Source organism: Chryseobacterium gwangjuense, assembly GCF_021311115.1.
Classification (GTDB): domain Bacteria; phylum Bacteroidota; class Bacteroidia; order Flavobacteriales; family Weeksellaceae; genus Chryseobacterium; species Chryseobacterium gwangjuense.
The window spans coordinates 158453-176908 of record NZ_JAJTNP010000007.1 but is presented as its reverse complement, the minus strand read 5'-3'; the positions used below and the strand labels follow the sequence as shown (position 1 = coordinate 176908).

The 18456-nt window shown below is 34.3% G+C and carries 31 protein-coding genes; 30 read left to right on the top strand and 1 reads right to left on the bottom strand.

Features of this window, described 5'->3' with window-relative positions; translation table 11 throughout:
• The first annotated feature begins 66 nt into the window (after positions 1 to 66).
• The 21 genes from rplP (at position 67) to rplQ (ending at position 9955) form a co-directional block, all read left to right on the top strand.
• Positions 67 to 492: a 50S ribosomal protein L16 gene (rplP, locus tag LV842_RS14960; protein ID WP_233112241.1), complete on the top strand. Its 426-nt coding sequence runs from the start codon at positions 67 to 69 to the stop codon at positions 490 to 492.
• 12 nt (positions 493 to 504) lie between these two features.
• Entirely contained in the window at positions 505 to 690 is a 186-nt protein-coding gene (gene rpmC / locus LV842_RS14955; protein ID WP_233112240.1) for a 50S ribosomal protein L29, read from the top strand.
• Between the two features lie 12 nt (positions 691 to 702).
• A complete protein-coding gene (gene rpsQ / locus LV842_RS14950) occupies positions 703 to 957 on the top strand; it encodes a 30S ribosomal protein S17 (protein ID WP_233112239.1) in 255 nt (84 codons plus the stop codon).
• A gap of 2 nt (positions 958 to 959) precedes the next feature.
• Entirely contained in the window at positions 960 to 1328 is a 369-nt protein-coding gene (gene rplN / locus LV842_RS14945) for a 50S ribosomal protein L14 (protein WP_007839504.1), read from the top strand.
• A 22-nt stretch (positions 1329 to 1350) separates the two neighbouring features.
• Positions 1351 to 1677 carry a 50S ribosomal protein L24 gene (rplX, locus tag LV842_RS14940; protein WP_233112238.1) on the top strand — a complete coding sequence of 109 codons (327 nt, stop codon included), beginning with the start codon at positions 1351 to 1353 and terminating at the stop codon, positions 1675 to 1677.
• A 13-nt stretch (positions 1678 to 1690) separates the two neighbouring features.
• Positions 1691 to 2242 (top strand): 50S ribosomal protein L5, encoded by a 552-nt coding sequence (gene rplE, locus LV842_RS14935; RefSeq protein ID WP_039364081.1) that lies wholly within the window; start codon positions 1691 to 1693, stop codon positions 2240 to 2242.
• A gap of 3 nt (positions 2243 to 2245) precedes the next feature.
• A complete protein-coding gene (gene rpsN / locus LV842_RS14930; protein ID WP_029297771.1) occupies positions 2246 to 2515 on the top strand; it encodes a 30S ribosomal protein S14 in 270 nt (89 codons plus the stop codon).
• A 147-nt stretch (positions 2516 to 2662) separates the two neighbouring features.
• A complete protein-coding gene (gene rpsH / locus LV842_RS14925) occupies positions 2663 to 3061 on the top strand; it encodes a 30S ribosomal protein S8 (RefSeq protein WP_116095828.1) in 399 nt (132 codons plus the stop codon).
• A 17-nt stretch (positions 3062 to 3078) separates the two neighbouring features.
• The gene (rplF, locus tag LV842_RS14920; RefSeq protein ID WP_233112237.1) at positions 3079 to 3624 is read left to right on the top strand and encodes a 50S ribosomal protein L6; all 546 of its coding nucleotides are present in this window, start codon (positions 3079 to 3081) and stop codon (positions 3622 to 3624) included.
• Between the two features lie 15 nt (positions 3625 to 3639).
• Positions 3640 to 3993, top strand: a complete 354-nt coding sequence (gene rplR, locus LV842_RS14915; protein WP_233112236.1) for a 50S ribosomal protein L18 — start codon at positions 3640 to 3642, stop codon at positions 3991 to 3993.
• Positions 3994 to 4011: 18 nt separating this feature from the next.
• On the top strand, positions 4012 to 4533 hold the full coding sequence (gene rpsE / locus LV842_RS14910) for a 30S ribosomal protein S5 (RefSeq protein WP_062162717.1): 522 nt from the start codon (positions 4012 to 4014) through the stop codon (positions 4531 to 4533).
• Between the two features lie 11 nt (positions 4534 to 4544).
• Positions 4545 to 4721, top strand: a complete 177-nt coding sequence (gene rpmD / locus LV842_RS14905) for a 50S ribosomal protein L30 (RefSeq protein ID WP_007839493.1) — start codon at positions 4545 to 4547, stop codon at positions 4719 to 4721.
• A gap of 21 nt (positions 4722 to 4742) precedes the next feature.
• Positions 4743 to 5192, top strand: a complete 450-nt coding sequence (rplO, locus tag LV842_RS14900) for a 50S ribosomal protein L15 (RefSeq protein WP_233112235.1) — start codon at positions 4743 to 4745, stop codon at positions 5190 to 5192.
• Between the two features lie 9 nt (positions 5193 to 5201).
• Positions 5202 to 6581 carry a preprotein translocase subunit SecY gene (secY, locus tag LV842_RS14895; protein ID WP_233112234.1) on the top strand — a complete coding sequence of 460 codons (1380 nt, stop codon included), beginning with the start codon at positions 5202 to 5204 and terminating at the stop codon, positions 6579 to 6581.
• Positions 6582 to 6584: 3 nt separating this feature from the next.
• Positions 6585 to 6800 carry a translation initiation factor IF-1 gene (infA, locus tag LV842_RS14890; RefSeq protein ID WP_034684855.1) on the top strand — a complete coding sequence of 72 codons (216 nt, stop codon included), beginning with the start codon at positions 6585 to 6587 and terminating at the stop codon, positions 6798 to 6800.
• A gap of 64 nt (positions 6801 to 6864) precedes the next feature.
• Positions 6865 to 6981, top strand: a complete 117-nt coding sequence (rpmJ, locus tag LV842_RS14885; protein ID WP_007839480.1) for a 50S ribosomal protein L36 — start codon at positions 6865 to 6867, stop codon at positions 6979 to 6981.
• Between the two features lie 9 nt (positions 6982 to 6990).
• Positions 6991 to 7368, top strand: a complete 378-nt coding sequence (gene rpsM, locus LV842_RS14880) for a 30S ribosomal protein S13 (RefSeq protein WP_007839478.1) — start codon at positions 6991 to 6993, stop codon at positions 7366 to 7368.
• A gap of 12 nt (positions 7369 to 7380) precedes the next feature.
• Complete coding sequence (rpsK, locus tag LV842_RS14875) at positions 7381 to 7770, top strand: 30S ribosomal protein S11 (RefSeq protein WP_100377191.1); 390 nt, start codon at positions 7381 to 7383, stop codon at positions 7768 to 7770.
• Positions 7771 to 7789: 19 nt separating this feature from the next.
• A complete protein-coding gene (gene rpsD, locus LV842_RS14870; protein ID WP_233112233.1) occupies positions 7790 to 8398 on the top strand; it encodes a 30S ribosomal protein S4 in 609 nt (202 codons plus the stop codon).
• 33 nt (positions 8399 to 8431) lie between these two features.
• Positions 8432 to 9427 carry a DNA-directed RNA polymerase subunit alpha gene (locus tag LV842_RS14865; protein ID WP_233112232.1) on the top strand — a complete coding sequence of 332 codons (996 nt, stop codon included), beginning with the start codon at positions 8432 to 8434 and terminating at the stop codon, positions 9425 to 9427.
• 6 nt (positions 9428 to 9433) lie between these two features.
• On the top strand, positions 9434 to 9955 hold the full coding sequence (gene rplQ / locus LV842_RS14860) for a 50S ribosomal protein L17 (RefSeq protein ID WP_233112231.1): 522 nt from the start codon (positions 9434 to 9436) through the stop codon (positions 9953 to 9955).
• A 57-nt stretch (positions 9956 to 10012) separates the two neighbouring features.
• Here rplQ and LV842_RS14855 read toward each other — a convergent pair whose 3' ends face one another.
• A complete protein-coding gene (locus LV842_RS14855) occupies positions 10013 to 10432 on the bottom strand; it encodes a hypothetical protein (RefSeq protein ID WP_233112230.1) in 420 nt (139 codons plus the stop codon).
• 182 nt (positions 10433 to 10614) lie between these two features.
• On the opposite strand from LV842_RS14855, the gene LV842_RS14850 reads away from it, so the two are divergent.
• The 9 genes from LV842_RS14850 to LV842_RS14810 all read left to right on the top strand — a co-directional run bounded on the left by LV842_RS14850 (position 10615) and on the right by LV842_RS14810 (position 18240).
• Complete coding sequence (locus tag LV842_RS14850; RefSeq protein ID WP_233112229.1) at positions 10615 to 11247, top strand: response regulator; 633 nt, start codon at positions 10615 to 10617, stop codon at positions 11245 to 11247.
• Positions 11248 to 11252: 5 nt separating this feature from the next.
• Complete coding sequence (locus LV842_RS14845; RefSeq protein WP_233112228.1) at positions 11253 to 12050, top strand: hypothetical protein; 798 nt, start codon at positions 11253 to 11255, stop codon at positions 12048 to 12050.
• Positions 12051 to 12053: 3 nt separating this feature from the next.
• Complete coding sequence (locus LV842_RS14840) at positions 12054 to 12653, top strand: hypothetical protein (protein WP_233112227.1); 600 nt, start codon at positions 12054 to 12056, stop codon at positions 12651 to 12653.
• Positions 12650 to 13435 carry a sensor histidine kinase gene (locus tag LV842_RS14835; protein ID WP_233112226.1) on the top strand — a complete coding sequence of 262 codons (786 nt, stop codon included), beginning with the start codon at positions 12650 to 12652 and terminating at the stop codon, positions 13433 to 13435. Before LV842_RS14840 ends, LV842_RS14835 begins: the two co-directional genes overlap by 4 nt.
• Positions 13436 to 13570: 135 nt before the next feature.
• Positions 13571 to 13897 carry a hypothetical protein gene (locus tag LV842_RS14830; protein WP_233112225.1) on the top strand — a complete coding sequence of 109 codons (327 nt, stop codon included), beginning with the start codon at positions 13571 to 13573 and terminating at the stop codon, positions 13895 to 13897.
• 27 nt (positions 13898 to 13924) lie between these two features.
• Entirely contained in the window at positions 13925 to 14233 is a 309-nt protein-coding gene (locus LV842_RS14825; protein WP_233112224.1) for a hypothetical protein, read from the top strand.
• Between the two features lie 2 nt (positions 14234 to 14235).
• Complete coding sequence (locus LV842_RS14820) at positions 14236 to 15381, top strand: hypothetical protein (RefSeq protein ID WP_233112223.1); 1146 nt, start codon at positions 14236 to 14238, stop codon at positions 15379 to 15381.
• A gap of 194 nt (positions 15382 to 15575) precedes the next feature.
• Positions 15576 to 16868, top strand: coding sequence for a phosphopyruvate hydratase (gene eno / locus LV842_RS14815; protein ID WP_233112222.1), 1293 nt, complete (start codon positions 15576 to 15578; stop codon positions 16866 to 16868).
• An 85-nt stretch (positions 16869 to 16953) separates the two neighbouring features.
• Positions 16954 to 18240 carry a citrate synthase gene (locus LV842_RS14810; protein ID WP_233112221.1) on the top strand — a complete coding sequence of 429 codons (1287 nt, stop codon included), beginning with the start codon at positions 16954 to 16956 and terminating at the stop codon, positions 18238 to 18240.
• The last annotated feature ends 216 nt before the right edge of the window (positions 18241 to 18456 follow it).

Below are 18456 nucleotides of genomic sequence, written 5' to 3'. Positions count from 1 at the left end.
TTTTAAATTGCCGTTACTTTTTTAAAATCTAAAATCTAAAATCTAAAATCTAAAATTTAGAAAATTATGTTACAACCAAAAAGAACCAAATTCCGTAGAGTTCATAAGATGAAGATGAAGGGGATTGCTCAGAGAGGTAATCAACTTGCTTATGGAACTTTCGGAATCAAAGCAACAGAAGGTGCTTGGATCACTGCAAGACAAATTGAAGCTGCGCGTATCGCTGCGACAAGATATATGAAGAGAGAAGGTCAACTATGGATCAAAATCTTCCCAGATAAGCCAATTACTAAAAAACCTGCGGAAGTACGTATGGGTAAAGGTAAAGGTGCTGTGGAATATTGGGTAGCTGTAGTAAAACCAGGTAAAATTATGTTCGAAATCGGAGGTGTTCCTTACGACGTAGCAAAAGAAGCTCTTAGGCTTGCTGCACAGAAATTACCAGTAGTTACTAAATTTGTAGTTGCTAACGATTTTGTTAAACCTCTATAATCTTTGAATACAATGAAAAAAGCTGATATTAAAAATTTAAGCGCGGGAGATATTCAAACTCAGTTGACTGAAGCTAAAGCTCAATACCAAAAATTGAAATTGGCTCACAAAATCAGCCCAATTGAAAACCCGATTCAAATCAAAGATTTGAGAAAGACGATCGCAAGATTAAATACAGAGTTAACTAACAAACAATAATTTCATTTTAAAATGGAAAGAAACTTAAGAAAAGAAAGAATCGGAATAGTTTCCAGCAATAAAATGGAAAAAACCATTGTTGTAAGTGAGACTACTAGAATCAAACACCCGATGTACGGTAAATTCGTATTAAAAACGAAAAAATATACTGCACACGACGAGAACAACGAATGCAACGAAGGAGATACAGTTCTTATCCAAGAAACTAGACCTTTGAGCAAGAATAAGAGATGGAGATTAGTAAGAATCATTGAAAAAGCTAAGTAATAATGTTACAAACAGAATCAAGATTAAAAGTTGCTGATAACACAGGTGCTAAAGAGGTATTGGTTATCAGAGTTCTGGGAGGAACCAGAAGAAGATATGCTTCAGTTGGTGATAAAATCGTTGTTACTATCAAAGATTCTACACCATCAGGAAACGCTAAAAAAGGTCAGGTATCTAAAGCTGTAGTAGTAAGAACTAAAAAAGCAGTTAGAAGAAAAGATGGTTCATACATCAAATTCGAAGACAATGCTTGTGTATTACTAAACGCAGCAGGAGAAATGAGAGGAACACGTGTTTTCGGACCAGTTGCTCGTGAGTTGAGAGACAAAGAATATATGAAAATCATTTCATTAGCTCCTGAAGTACTTTAATTTTAAAAATTTTTAAAAGAAAATGTCAAAGTTAAAAATAAAAAGAGGAGATAACGTAATCGTAACTACAGGTAAGAAAGGTCTTAAAGGTGGTACAGGTGAAGTTATTGAAGTGATCAAAAAAGAAGGAAAAGACCCTAGAGTAGTTGTTGCAGGACTTAACATCATCAAAAAGCACGTTAAGCCTTCAGCTTCAAATCCTCAAGGAGGAATCGTTGAAAGAGAAGCTTCTATTCATATCTCAAACGTAGCTTTAGTTGGTAAAGACGGAAAAGCTATCAAAATCGGTTACAAAATCGAAGGAGATAAAAAAGTAAGAATCAACAAAAAAACGGGTGAAACTTTATAATTTTAAATAACACATGGAATATATAGCAAGACCCAAAAAAGCATATAAAGAAACGATTGTTCCTGCAATGATGGAAGAATTCGGGTACAAGTCAGTAATGCAAGTGCCTAAATTGGAAAAAATCATCTTATCTCAAGGTTTAGGTGATGCTACTGCAGACAAAAAAATCATTGATTATGCTGTTGAAGAATTAACAAACATCACTGGTCAGAAGGCTGTAGGTACTATCTCTAAGAAAGACGAAGCTGCTTTCAAATTGAGAAAAGGTATGCCTGTAGGTGCTAAAGTTACTCTTAGAGCTAATAAAATGTATGAGTTCTTAGATAGATTAACTTCTTCTGCATTGCCACGTATTAGAGATTTCTCTGGTATCAAAGCTGACGGATTTGATGGTAGAGGTAACTATAACTTAGGTATCACTGAGCAAATTATCTTCCCTGAGATCGTAATCGACAAAGTGAAAAAAATCCAAGGGATGGACATCACTTTCGTTACAACTGCGAAAACAGATAAAGAAGCAAAAGCATTATTAACTCACTTCGGTTTACCATTTAAAAAGAACTAAGAAATGGCTAAAGAATCAATGAAAGCGCGTGAGCGCAAAAGAGAAGCACTAGTTGCTAAATACGCTGCTAAAAGACAAGCTCTTAAAGAAGCTGGTGATTACGAAGGACTTCAAAAATTGCCTAAAAATGCTTCTCCTGTAAGATTACACAACAGATGTAAACTAACAGGTAGACCAAGAGGGTACATGAGAACGTTTGGTATTTCCAGAGTAACTTTCAGAGAAATGGCAAACAACGGTCTTATCCCGGGAGTTAAAAAAGCTAGTTGGTAATAATTACTAATTAAAAATCGGGACAATTAAGTTGTCTAGATACTAAAGATAAAAAATATCAGACCGAAGATTTCTGAAGTCTGATATTTTACTCTTCAAGTCTTTACAATACTGATTGTTCTTTAACCAATAATTTATAAAAGAAAAATGGTAACAGATCCAATTTCAGATTTCCTAACAAGAGTAAGGAACGCACAAAGCGCAGGCCACAAAGTGGTGGAAATTCCTGCATCGAAAATCAAAAAGGAGATTACTAAGATCTTATTTGATCAAGGGTATATCTTAAACTACAAGTTTGAAGATAGCGCTGTTCAAGGTACGATCAAAATCGCTTTGAAGTACGATAAGCAAACTAACAAACCAGCTATTAAGTCTATCCAAAGAGCTTCTAGACCAGGTTTGAGACAGTACAAAGGTTCAGGAGAACTTCCAAGAGTACTAAACGGTTTGGGTATTTCTATCATCTCTACTTCTAAAGGAGTAATGACTGACAAGAAAGCTAGAGAAGAAAAAGTAGGCGGTGAAGTAATCTGCTATGTTTATTAATTTTTAATCAGAGGAAAATGTCAAGAATTGGTAAAGCAATTATAACAATTCCAGCAGGAGTTACAATCACTGAAAACAACGGTGTGGTAACTGTAAAAGGTCCTAAAGGAGAACTTTCTCAGGAACTTACAGCAGGAATTACTATAGAACAGAAAGATGGTGAACTGAATGTAAACAGACCATCTGATGCTAAACAACACAAAGCGCTTCACGGTTTATACAGAGCGTTAATCAACAACATGATTGTTGGTGTAAATACAGGTTTCGAAAAGAAACTAGAACTAGTAGGGGTAGGATACAGAGCTTCACACGCAGGTCAAAAACTTGAGTTAGCTTTAGGATTCTCTCACGGTATTGTACTAGAACTTCCAGGTGAAGTAAAAGTAGATACATTGACTGAAAAAGGTAAAAACCCAATTATTACTTTAACGTCTCACGACAACCAACTTCTAGGGATGGTAGCTGCAAAGATCCGTTCTTTCAGAAAGCCTGAGCCATACAAAGGAAAAGGTGTAAGATTCGTAGGAGAAATTGTTAGACGTAAAGCTGGTAAATCTGCTTAATAAATTATAAGTATTATGGCATTAAGTAAATTAGAAAAAAGAATAAGAATAAAAAGAAGAGTAAGAGGGAAAATCTCTGGATCTTCTGAATTGCCAAGATTATCTGTATACAAAAGTAATAAGGAAATTTACGCTCAGTTAATCGACGATAACAGTGGAAAAACTTTAGCTTCTGCTTCTTCTAGAGAGAAAGGAGTTGACGCTAACGGAACTAAAACTGAAGTTTCTGCTGCTGTAGGTAAAGCTATCGCTACAAAAGCTATCGCTGCAGGAATTGAAAATATTGTATTTGATAGAAACGGTTTCGTATATCACGGAAGAGTTAAGGCTCTAGCTGATGGTGCGAGAGAAGGTGGACTTAAATTCTAATCATTAAATTTCGGAAATATGTTAGGACTAGATAATATAGAAAGAGTAAAACCGGGAGGATTAGAACTTAAAGATCGTCTCGTAGCTGTTAACAGAGTAACAAAAGTAACTAAAGGAGGTAGAGCTTTCGGATTCTCTGCTATCGTAGTTGTAGGTAACGAAGATGGAGTGATCGGTTACGGATTAGGAAAATCTAAAGAGGTTGCTTCTGCAATTGCTAAAGCAGTTGAAGACGCTAAGAAAAACCTTGTGAAAGTTCCTGTAATGAACCACACAATTCCTCACCAAACTACTGCTAGATACGGAGGTGCAGATATCTTCTTAAGACCTGCTTCTCATGGTACAGGACTTATCGCCGGAGGTGCGGTAAGAGCGGTACTTGAGTCTGCTGGTATTCACGATATCCTTTCAAAATCTAAAGGATCTTCAAACCCTCACAACGTGGTGAAAGCTACTTTCAAAGCGTTATTGGATATCAGAAGACCTGAAGAAATTGCTAGAATGAGAGGAGTTTCTCTAACTAAAGTGTTTAACGGTTAATATATAAAACAATGGCAACAATCAAAGTAAAGCAAGTAAGAAGCGCTATTGGAAGAACAAAAACCCAAAAGAGAACGCTTGAAGCATTAGGATTTAAGAAACTTCATCAAGTTGTAGAACACGAAGCTACTCCTTCTATCTTAGGAATGATAGCTGCAGTTAGTCATTTACTTGAAGTTCAAAAATAATTTTTAACAAAAGAAATTAAAATGAATTTAAATAACATAAAACCTGCTGCAGGATCTACTTTCAATTCAAAAAGAATTGGTAGAGGTCAAGGTAGTGGAAAAGGAGGTACTGCTACAAAAGGACATAAAGGACAGAAAGCAAGAGCTGGTTATTCTCAGAAGATCGGTTTTGAAGGAGGTCAGATGCCTTTACAAAGAAGATTACCGAAATTCGGATTCAAAAACGTAAACAGAAAAGAGTTTAGAGGAATTAACCTTGATACAATTCAAACTTTAATCGAGAATAAATCTATCACTGGAGATATTACAAGAGAAGTTATGATTGAGAACGGATTAATTACTAAAAACGAATTAGTGAAAATTATGGGTAGAGGAGAGTTGAAATCTGCGGTTTCAATCTCTGCTGACAAATTCACTAAATCTGCTGAAGAGCTTATTGCTAAAGCAGGTGGAAAAGCAATTACCTTATAATAGTTACTAATGAAAGAATTTATACAAACATTAAAAAATATTTGGAGCTTAAAGGAACTTAGAGATAAAATTATCTTTACTTTAGGTATTATCCTTGTGTATAGATTCGCATCTTATATCTCTTTACCTGCAATTAACCTTGCAGAAGTAGGAGATCTCTTAGAGCATTATAAAAATCAAGGCGGTAACAAGCAAGGAGCAGGTCTCCTTGGCTTGCTTTCGTCGTTTACGGGGGGAGCTTTCAGCCACGCTTCCGTAATGGCGTTAGGTATCATGCCTTATATTTCTGCTTCTATTATTGTTCAGTTGATGGGGATGGCTATTCCTTATCTTCAGAAGCTTCAGAAAGATGGAGAGTCAGGTAGAAATACATTGAACCAAATTACTAGATGGTTGACTATAGGGGTTTGTCTTGTACAAGCACCTTCTTATTTAACTTCTATTACTCAATTATTCTTACCGTATGCTCAATTCGGAACTGCATATTATGTAGAGCCAAATTCTATCATGTTCTGGTTACCAAGTATTGTTATTTTGGTAGCTGGTTCAGTATTCGCAATGTGGTTAGGTGAGAAAATCACCGACAAAGGTATCGGGAACGGTATTTCTATCCTTATTATGGTAGGAATCCTTTCAAGATTACCAGAAGCATTCGTACAGGAAATGGCCGTGCAGAACGGAAAAGGAGGAATGGGATCTATCATGATCCTTATTGAAGTGATTTTCTGGATGTTGGTTGTTCTATTGGCAGTGGTATTATCCGTTGCTGTTAGAAAAATTCCAATTCAGTATGTTAGCAGAGCTCAAGCAAGAGGAGGTGTAAACAGAAATCTTATGCAAGGAGCAAGACAGTGGATTCCATTGAAAGTTAATGCTGCCGGTGTAATGCCGATCATCTTTGCTCAGGCATTGATGTTCGTACCTGGTTTGTTAACAAAAGTAGATGAGTCTAACACTTTTCTTGCAGGTTTCAAGAATGTTTTTAGCTGGCAGTACAATGTATTGTTCGCACTATTAATTATTATCTTCTCATTCTTCTATACTGCGATTACTATTCCTGTAAACCAAATGGCTGATGATTTGAAGAGAAACGGAGGTTTAGTACCGAAAGTAAGACCCGGAAAAGAGACCGCTGATTATTTAGATGATATTTTATCAAAAATTACCTTGCCTGGTGCAATATTTTTATCTATCTTTGCAGTCCTTCCAGCAATTGTGCATGGAAGCTTTGTTCAGACAGATGCGTTCGCCCTATTTTTCGGGGGGACATCATTATTGATTATGGTTGGAGTAATTTTAGATACTGTTCAACAGATTAATACATATCTGCTGAACCATCATTATGATGGCTTAATGCAGTCTAAATTATCAAGAACGACTGGATATTAATTTATGGCAAAACAAAAACATATTGAACAAGACGGCGTTATTACGGAAGCACTTTCGAACGCTCAGTTCCGTGTAGAGCTAGAGAATGGGCATATACTTATTGCTCATATTTCTGGTAAAATGCGAATGCATTATATTAAACTTTTGCCTGGTGATAAGGTAAAATTAGAAATGTCTCCCTATGATTTAACAAAAGGGAGAATCACATTTAGATATTAAAAACAATCTGCCAAATGGAGCGTAAGTTCCATTTGGCTATTGTTAAAAAATAAATACTATCAAAATGAAAGTAAGAGCATCAATTAAAAAAAGAAGCGCTGATTGCAAAATCGTACGCAGAAAAGGTGTACTGTTTGTAATCAACAAGAAAAACCCAAAATTTAAACAAAGACAAGGCTAAAATTAAATTATGGCGAGAATTTCAGGTATTGATTTACCAAAAAACAAAAGAGGCGTTATCGGTTTAACTTACATCTACGGAGTTGGAAGAAGTACTTCTTCTGAAATCCTTAAAGCTGCCGGTATCAGCGAAGACAAGAAAGTCAACGAATGGAATGACGATGAATTGGCTGCAATCAGAACGTATATCTCAGAAAACGTAAAAGTAGAAGGAGAATTAAGATCTGAAGTGCAATTGAACATCAAGAGATTGATGGACATAGGATGCCAACGAGGAATACGTCACAGACTTGGATTACCTTTAAGAGGCCAGAGAACGAAAAACAACTCTAGAACCCGTAAAGGAAAGAGAAAAACTGTTGCTAACAAGAAAAAAGCTAGTAAATAATCGTTAGGAATTATGGCAAAACAAACTAAAGTAGTTAAAAAAAGAAAAGTAAAAGTTGAAGCTATTGGTGAAGCACATATTCAGGCTTCTTTCAATAACATCATCATTTCTTTAACAAATAAAAACGGAGAGGTTATCTCTTGGGCTTCTGCCGGTAAAATGGGATTCAGAGGTTCTAAAAAGAATACTCCATTTGCTGCTCAGATGGCAGCTGAAAATTGCTCTGCTGTAGCTCACGAAGCTGGTTTAAGAAGAGTAAAGGTGTTTGTGAAAGGTCCAGGTGCAGGTAGAGAATCTGCAATCAGAACTATTCACAATTCAGGAATTGAAGTTAGCGAAATCATTGATGTGACTCCTATGCCACACAATGGATGTAGACCACCAAAAAGAAGAAGAGTTTAATTTTTAGAATTTACCCATTATGGCAAGATATATTGGACCTAAAACTAAGATTGCTAGAAAGTTTGGTGCTGCAATCTACGGAGATGACAAAAACTTCGAGAAAAGAAAAAACCAACCGCCAGGACAACACGGTCCTAACAAAAGAAGAGGTGCTAAAAAATCAGAATATGCAGTTCAGTTAGCTGAAAAACAAAAAGCTAAATATACTTACGGTATTTTAGAAAGACAGTTTGCTAATCTATTTGAAAAAGCACACAGAAGTAAAGGTGTAACAGGTGAGGTTCTATTACAGCTTTGCGAATCAAGATTGGATAACGTTGTATACAGATTAGGTTTTGCTAAAACTAGATCTGCTGCAAGACAGTTAACTTCTCACAGACACATCACTGTGAATGGTGAGATCCTTAACATTCCATCTTATTTAGTAAAAGCTGGTGATGTAATCGCTGTAAGAGAAAAATCTAAGTCTCTAGAAGTTGTAGCTGACGCTTTGGCATCAAAGTCAAACTACGAGTGGTTACAATTCAACGATGAGAAGAAAGAAGGTACTTTCGTATCTGCTCCTGAGAGAATCCAAATTCCGGAAGACATCAAGGAACAGCTTATCGTCGAACTTTACTCTAAATAATTTTTTAATCAAATTTTTGCTCAACCCAATAATATGGCAATTTTACAATTCATAAAACCCGATAAAGTAATTTTACTTAACTCTGATGAATTTAAAGGTCAATTCGAATTCAGACCTTTAGAACCAGGTTTCGGGCTTACAATCGGTAATGCTTTGAGAAGAGTGTTGCTTTCTTCTCTGGAAGGATATGCTATTTCATCTATCAAAATAGAAGGTGTAGAGCACGAATTTTCAACTATTCCGGGAGTAATCGAAGATGTTACCGAAATTATTCTTAACCTTAAGCAGGTAAGATTAAAAGCTGCGGCAGAAAACCAGGCTAATGAGCAGGTAGTTGCTAAAGTTTCGGGGCAAACGATCATCACTGCTGGAGATTTAGGTAAAGCAATTAGCGGATTTGGGGTGTTAAACCCGGATCTAGTAATTTGTAACCTGAATTCTGATGTTACTTTCGAAATTACTTTCAATATTGAAAAAGGTAGAGGATATGTTCCTTCAGAACAAAATAAGTCAAACAATGCACCTGTAGGTACTATTGCTATTGACTCTATTTTCACGCCGATCAAGAAAGTACAATACAGCATTGAAAATTATCGTGTAGAGCAAAAAACAGACTACGAAAAACTTGTATTAGATATAGAAACTGACGGATCTATCAGTCCTCAGAACGCTTTAACAGAAGCTTCTAAGATATTAATTTATCACTTCATGTTGTTCTCTGATGAGAGAATCACTTTGGAGACTGAAGCTGTAAAAGCATCTATTCAATATGACGAGGAAACTCTTCACACAAGACAATTACTTAAGTCTAAATTAGCAGATATGGATCTTTCTGTAAGAGCCCTAAACTGTCTAAAAGCAGCTGAAGTAGAAACTCTTGGAGAATTGGTTTCTTACAGTAAGTCTGATTTGATGAAATTCAGAAATTTTGGTAAAAAATCTTTGACAGAACTAGAAGAATTAGTGCATTCAAAAGGTCTTAACTTCGGTTTCGACGTTGCAAAATATAAATTAGACGCTGATAATTAATTAATAATGAGACACGGTAAAAAATTCAATCACTTAGGAAGAACGGCTTCTCACAGAAGCGCTTTACTTTCTAATATGGCTTGTTCTCTAATTGAGCATAAAAGAATCAACACTACTGTAGCTAAAGCTAAGGCTTTAAGAGTATATGTTGAGCCTCTATTAACAAAAGCAAAAGAAGATACTACACACAACAGAAGAATTGTTTTTTCATATCTTCAAAATAAAGAAGCAGTTACAGAATTATTCAGAACTGTAGCTCCTAAAATCGCTGAGAGAAACGGTGGTTATACAAGAATCATCAAGACAGGATTCAGACCAGGTGATGCTGCTGATACTGCTCTTATCGAATTGGTAGACTTCAATGAGCTTTATAATCCTAATGCTGAAGAGAAGAAGACTACAAGAAGAAGCAGAAGATCTACAACAGCTAAAACTGCTGTAGTTGCTGAAGCTCCTGTAGTAGAAGAAAAAGCTGCTGAGCCTACGGCTGAAGCTGCTGATTCTACAGAAGAAAAAACTGAAGAATAATATTCATTCAGGTATAAATAAAAAACCGTTCAGATTTCTGAACGGTTTTTTTATGCCTTAGATTTTGGTCTTTGCCAGTTCTATGATATTGCTTCCCTGATCAAGAATAAGACTATCTTTTGTTACTTTGGCTTTCATATCCATTTTTTCGTAAGTCGTTTCGTTTCCTTTAGATTCAATTTTATTCAGAATGAATGTTTTATTATTGCTTCTGATATTCATTGTTTTTTCCTCATAATCAAATACCACTTTCACCAAGCTTCCGTCAGTCGCTTTATAAACATAATCTGTCTTTATACTTTTCTTCCCGTTGATATCTGTATTGTAACTGATGGTTGAATCAACTTTTCCGTTGTCTGCTAAAATAGCACTTGACTCTCCTGCTTTTAATACATCTTTATTTCCACTTTCGCTCTTTTTACAGCTGATTACCGATAATGCAATAGTCGAAATTGCTATGATAAGACCTTTTTTCATGATGATTATTTTTAATGTATTGATAATTATTATTCTACTATAATAAGAGAATTTTTTGTTAAATTTAATAAAAACAAAAACTAAACCAATACCAGGAAACTCAAAACTTTAAAATTACCCAAACGTGTAATTGTTTCAGCTTTGTTTTCTGTAGAAATTTGTCTTAAACAAAATTCCAAAACATGAGCATTTCCATAGCCATAGTAGAAGATGAAAAAAACTACAACAATGCGTTGAAGAAGGTCATTAATTATCAGGAAGACATGAAAGTTGTGGCTCAGTTTTTTGACGGCAACGATGCTTTAAAAAATCTAACTGATATTTCTCCGGATGTAGTGATGATGGATATCCAATTGCAGGATATGCTTGGAATAGAAATTATCGAGAAGCTGCGCAAGGAAATGCCAAAAACACAGTTCATCATGTGTACAAGTTTTGAGGACGACGACAAAATTTTCAACTCTCTAAAAGCCGGAGCCACCGGTTATCTCATCAAAGGTGAAAGTATGGATAAAATATTGACTTCCATCCGTGATGTATATAACGGAGGTGCACCCATGAGCTTTTCTATTGCCCGGAAAGTCTTAAATCATTTCGAAAGAAAATTACCGGAAATAAAAGGTTTCGATGAGCTTACCGAACGAGAGAAAGAAATTTTGGAACTTTTATCTGAAGGTCTTCTTTACAAAGAAATTGCCGATCAAAAATGTATCAGCATCGATACCGTAAAAAAACATGTCGGAAACATCTACAGAAAACTTCACGTCAATAATAAAGTGGAGGCTATTAATAAATTTAACCATTTTAAAAACTAAAAGCCATGAACAAAAATCAAAATGAACTAAATTCAGTTGTTGATGTAAACGAACAAAATGAGAACCGTTACCGCAATAAGCCGGATAATATTGATTGGAAAAAAATGAAAATTTATGAACAGGTTAGTGATAAAGAGGCTGACTTTGATATCTATCGAAATAAAGGAGGTCAAAAAGGAAACTGGAACGATCCTATAACAAGTAAAATGCCTGCAGAAGATGCTTTTCAAATGCTTCAAGAATTTTATTCAACAGTTTCTGATAAGTATGAAAAACGTATGTTCATAACAAGTGAAGTAGCACGTGATCTTTTTGAAAACAATGAGACTATAAAAATATTTTTAGGGGAGAATAATGACGGTTTATTTTTTATGTCTCAGGATGCCAATGAAAATTACTCTATTATTAGCAATTGCGAAGCAAAAGAAGACATTACAGAAGATGAGTTTTCAAATTATAAATCTGTTTATGATGCAAATCTAAAGGCAACCTTAGATGAATATATTCAGGAAAAACGAAATGATGAGACTGCTCGTAATACAAAACGTTTTATTTTAGGGAATATCGTTTATAATGAATTACTGACACAGCAGGAAGAAAAACCTACGGCTAATATTGTTATTTCCTTTTATCCAGCGATACATATGAGAGATATTGATTCTGAAAGTTTATCGTACAAAAATAGATTTACATTTATTATGATACTGGAAGAGCGAAATGGAACAGAGTTTACACCAATGGGCGAAACAGGAGTTTTTGACAGAAACGGACTTTGCCCTCCTCCGAATGAATCAAATTGTTAGAAAATGAGTTTTTTAGATGCTTTATATTATATAGTTATCTTCTCGAGCTTAGTTGTTTCCATAGTTTTTAAAAAATTATGGAAACACTATTTTTGGCTCTATTTTGCGGTAACTATTATTATAGAATTACTTGTTCAGTGTAAAGTTTCCTTTATAACATCAAGAATTTATAATTATTTAGATATATTTTGTATTGGTTATTTTGGTTTTATTTTTTTTCATGAACTTAAACGAGATGAAATTATTAAAATAGGATCTATTCTATGCATTGTTTTAGGGATCATAGGTATGCTTTTTTCTAAGACACATTATTCTATATTAACAGGTTTTTTATATTCTATCTTTTTGATTTTTATCTCACTATTCTGGTTTTATAGAAAAATATCAGATGAAAACAGAGAAAACAATATTTTAAAACTTGTTTTTTTTTGGATAAGCAGTTCTTTATTGCTTTGGGCTATTTTTTACATTTTCAGAATGTTCCCGATGTACTTTTTTGTAGTCTCAGATTTAGAATTTTCAAATATGCTAAAAATAATCTTTCAGATAGCTACCATTGTTTCTTACATCATTTTTTTTAAAGGTTTAATGTGTGAAAAATGAAAGAACTACCCTTTGAAATAAAATTTATATACCTCACCGCTATCGTTATCATGATATGCTTTGTCATTTTTATTGTATTTGTCGTTTTGATGTACAATAGAAAACAACTTCTTCACTTAAAAGAAAGGCAACTCAAAGAATCTGAGCACCAAAACCAGCTTCTTCAAAAAGAACTTGAAAAGCAAAGATCAATAGAAAAAGAACGGGAAAGAATTTCCCATGATATGCATGATGATCTAGGAGCCGGAATTTCAGCGTTAAAACTTCAGGCAGAATTTTTAAAACAACGAGCACAAGATGAAGATTTGCAAAACGACATCGACGAACTTTTGAAAACCTCAGAAGAAATGAATCTCTCTATGCGTGAAATGCTTTGGAGTTTGAACTCAGGAAACGATACCTTAGGAAGCTTCATTGACTACTCAAAAATATATGCCTATAATTTTCTTAAGAAAACAAAAATTCAGTTGAGTACAGAAAGTGAAAATGTAGTTGCTGAAACAATGATTTCTACAGAGCAAAGAAGAAATTTGTTCTTATGTTTAAAAGAAGCTTTGAATAATGCATACAAACACAGCCAATCCAATCAATTAAAACTTTCGTTCGTTCAAAATGACAAAGAATTCATGATGAAAATCTCCGACAATGGTGTTGGAATCAATCATGAAAAACCTGATGGAAACGGACTTCGAAATATGAAACGAAGAATGCAGGAACAAAACGGACATTGTGAAGTCACCACTGAAAACGGAACTCATTTGTTTTTCAGGATAGATTTGTAAGAATTTTTGACTTTAAATAATCACAGCATCATAAAAATGATGCTGTTTTTTTGTTATAAGAATCACCCATTTGTGTAATTGACATGGCTTTCTATTAAGCGGAACTTTGAGGTAGAAAACTAAAAACTAGTAACCATGAAAACTACAATTGAAAACACGTTTGATGACTTTAAGGCGGCATTAAATAATAATCCGGCGCTTCAGGAACAATTTAGAGAAAATCCTGTTAGAGCTGCAGAAAATCTGGTCACTACAAATCCAAAAGATACAGATTACTGGATATACAGGATTATAGTGATTATGCTTGGATTAGCTATTATAGCTATCATAGCAGGACTTATTCTTCTGTCCTTTTGGAGCGAAGGAGAACCTGATAGTCAGTTGGTAACTATTTTTGCTACTATTTCTTCAGGAGCAATTGGTGCATTAGCTGGTCTTTTGTCTCCTTCACCTAGAAAATAATAAATTAATAACTAAAAACTAATTATCATGGCAAATTTAACATTACAAGTAATAGTTTCAGGAGGTAGCTCTGCTTTCGGAATTACATATGAACTTTATTCTGGCAATCATTTACTGACAGCAGAAACAAAAAGAAAAAGTTTTGTAAAAAGCTTCAATAATCTCAGCGGAAGATATCAGCTTTATATCTACGGCTCAGGACCGAATTCTGATGATAAAAAAGTTGAAATAGAGGTGAGTGGTGATAATATTAATATACTTTCAGGGTCTTCTGTAAATCCTCTAATAGTAACTGATTATGAAGTTAGTGGACATTATTACCTTAAAACAAGTTAATCATGAGAAACATAATACTTTTTTTATTAATTGTTTCAAGTTGCTCTTTTTTTGGACAAAATAATAATCTTAAAAAAGATAGCCTTGAAAAAGATGTTACTAAAAAAGAAATTTTAGAAAATCTGAATGAAAAGAACTCTGCGAACTGGAAAGATGTTTTAACGAACTATTTTCAGATTGCATTAAAAGACTTGGGAGGAGAAGATAAAAAAGTTGAATTCAAGACGACTTTATTTAATCTAAAAGCTCAGGTGAACAAAGACCTCTGGATAGACTATAATTATGAAAAAGAAAGTTTTACCCGAAACTTTCAGATTGATGCTGGGCTATCTCTTAAAGATGATTATAGTCTTAAAGGATTTACATATGGTTTGGGATGGGCTTATAACAAGCGAGACAAAAGCATAAATACACTTGTAGACACAAAATCTGGTGAAATATACAATAAATATAGACATACTTTTACCAAAGCAATTGATTCATATCGTGAAGAGCTCCTTAAAACAAATGATGAAACGAAGACCAATGAAAAATTGAAAGTTATTTTTGATATTGAAAGTAAATACAAATCACCGGATAAAATAATGATTATTCCTTTTAAAGAATTTCCTGAGGAGTTTAGAAAATATTTACCCAAAAATTTCAATAGTTTTTATGAAATTTTTGATGAACAATATGAGGAAGATATAGCTGAAATAGAACGAAAACCATATTTGTTTTTAGGGTTTAATAGTTCTTTCAGTGAGACATCCAAATTTTTAGAAGAGTATAAGATAGAAACTGTTTTTTTGAAAGGAATAAAAACCAAGAACATTAAAATGGAAATTGATTTTAGAAATTCCTTAAATTCTTCCAAGGACTCATTAAATATCAATGAGCGATTTTTTGAATCTCAATTAGGATTGAATATTTCATTTTTAAGTAAAGAAAGATCTGTACTGGAAGTTAAGCCGTCTTTTGAGTTTAGAAGGAATTTTAATAACGAAATTAAAACTCAATCAGAAGGTTTTTATGCTACTTCAGACATAAGAATAAGAGCATATAAAGATGTTTGGATTCCGTTGATCTTGAAGTATGATATTAAAAATGGAAATCTATTTGGATTTTTAAATCTAAGTATTAATTTTAATACAGTAAAAAAAGAATAGCAAATAAAATTATAAGTGAATAAACCTTTTTTGAAACAAATCAAAGAAGGTTTTTTTATGATCTCAAACTAAGAATTATGAGAGTCTTAAAATTAACTAAAATTTAACTGCGAATAAAATAGATAAATTGCCTCTCTATTGCCCTCAAAAGTTAAAAATTGATTAAATTTGTCCGAACTATAAAACAATAAAAAATGAGTTACATTTCTTACATAGAAGCGAGACAAATTTTGGATTCAAGAGGAAATCCTACAGTTGAAGTGGATGTATTTACAGAAAGTGGTGCGATGGGTCGTGCTGCGGTACCTTCTGGAGCATCTACCGGAGAACATGAAGCAGTTGAATTGCGTGATGGTGGTTCAGAATGGATGGGGAAAGGTGTTTCTAAAGCTGTAGAAAATGTAAGAGAAGTAATTGCTCCTGAATTGGTAGGTCTTCCGGTTTTTGATCAAAATCTTATCGATCAGATTATGATTGATCTTGACGGAACTAAAAATAAAGGAAATTTAGGTGCTAATGCAATTTTAGGAGTTTCTTTGGCTGCTGCAAAAGCTGCTGCAACTGAACTAAGATTGCCGTTATATAAATATGTAGGAGGAGTAAATGCAAATACACTTCCGGTTCCGATGATGAACGTAATCAATGGTGGTTCTCACTCAGATGCTCCGATTGCTTTCCAGGAATTTATGGTAATGCCGGTAAAAGCAGATTCTTTCTCTCATGCATTGAGAAAAGGAACTGAGATCTTCCATAATCTTAAGTCTATTCTTCATTCAAGAGGTTTGTCTACTGCTGTAGGTGATGAAGGTGGTTTTGCTCCTACATTTACAGGAACTGAAGATGCTTTGGATACTTTGCTTCAGGCAATTGAAAAAGCAGGGTATAAACCAGGTGATGATGTAATGATCGCACTAGATTGTGCTGCTTCAGAATTCTATAAAGACGGAATTTACGATTACAGAAAATTCCAGACTGCGGATGCAGCTCAGTTTACAAGCAGTGAGCAGGTTTCTTACCTGGCTGAATTGGTAAATAAATATCCGATCATCTCTATTGAAGACGGTATGCAGGAAAATGACTGGGATGGATGGAAAATGTTAACTGAAAAAATCGGTGACAGAGTACAGCTTGTTGGTGATGATTTATTCGTAACCAACGTAGACAGATTATCAAGAGGGGTAAAAGAAGGAATTGCAAACTCAATCCTTGTAAAAGTAAACCAGATTGGTTCTCTTTCTGAAACAATGGCGGCAGTACAGATGGCTCAGCATAACAAATTTACATCAGTAATGTCTCACAGATCTGGAGAAACTGAAGACTCTACAATTGCTGATTTAGCAGTAGCAATGAATTGCGGGCAAATCAAAACTGGTTCTGCTTCAAGATCAGATAGAATGGCAAAATACAACCAGCTATTAAGAATTGAAGAAGCTTTAGGAGAAACTGCAATTTTCCCAGGATTAGAAGCATTTAAAGTAAAAAGATAATTGAATTTATAAATAACGGCGAGCGAAATTTTTTGTTTGCCGTATTTTGTAATAAGTAGTATATTTAAAAAAAATAAATTAAATAATGTCAGACAACAAAGTAATATTGAATTACGAGGGTAATTCATATGAATACCCAATCGTAGACAGTACGATCGGGGACAGAGGAATAGATATTTCAAAATTAAGAGACCAAACAGGTCTTATTACTCTAGATTTAGGGTACAAAAATACAGGAGCAACACTTAGTGATATCACTTATCTTGATGGAGATAAAGGTGAATTATTCTACAGAGGTTATCCTATTGAGCAGGTTGCTGAGAAATCAAACTTCACAGAGGTAATGTATTTATTATTACACGGTGAATTGCCAACTCAGAATCAGTTCAACGGATTCGAAAACAATATCAAAAAATATAACTTCGTAGCAGAAGAGATGAAAAAAATCATCGACGCTTTCCCTCGTTCTGCTCACCCAATGGGAGTTTTATCTTCTTTAACGTCTGCTTTAACGGCTTTCAATCCTAAAGCAGTGAATGTTAATTCAAAAGAAGAGATGGATCATGCAGCAGAATTAATGATTGCTAAATTCTCCCATCTTTGTGCTTGGACTTACAGAAAAACTCTAGGTCTTCCACTTAACCACGGAGATAATAGCTTAAACTACGTAGAGAACTTCTACAAAATGGCGTTCAGAATGCCAAATCAGGAATTCGAAATCGATCCTGTTGTAGTTGGTGCTTTAGATAAATTATTGATCCTTCACGCAGACCACGAACAAAACTGTTCTACATCTACCGTAAGAATGGTAGGTTCTGCTCATACAGGTCTTTTTGCATCTGTTTCTGCAGGGGTTTCTGCACTTTGGGGACCACTTCACGGTGGAGCAAACCAAGCGGTTATCGAAATGCTTGAATTGATTGAAAAAGACGGTGGAGATGTTAACAAATGGGTAGCTAAAGCAAAAGATAAAAACGATAGCTTCCGTTTAATGGGATTCGGACACAGAGTGTACAAAAACTTCGACCCAAGAGCGAAAATTATCAAGAAAGCTGCTGACGATATCCTTAGTGCATTAGGAATTCAGGACAAAGCTCTTGATATTGCAATGCAATTAGAAAAAGTAGCTCTTGAAGACGATTACTTCGTAGAAAGAAAACTATATCCAAACGTAGATTTCTATTCTGGAATTATTTACAGAGCATTAGGAATTCCTACAGAAATGTTTACAGTAATGTTTGCATTAGGAAGACTTCCAGGATGGATTTCTCAATGGAAAGAAATGAGATTGAAAGGAGACCCGATCGGAAGACCAAGACAGGTTTACCAAGGAGCTCAACAAAGAGATTATATCAATATCGGAAACAGATAATATTGACTTTTCATATAAATAAAAATCCCAAAGTTTTTTGCTTTGGGATTTTTTATTGCTGAGAAACTTCAAATTTTTCCAATCACAACATTAGAAATTGAAATTTTTTCGAAAAGATTTTGTATTGTGCAATAGTGGAAATTCAGGTTAATTATATCTGCTAATTTTCATCAAATCAGATGAATTAATTAGGGTTCTGAGAATGTACAAAAGTTA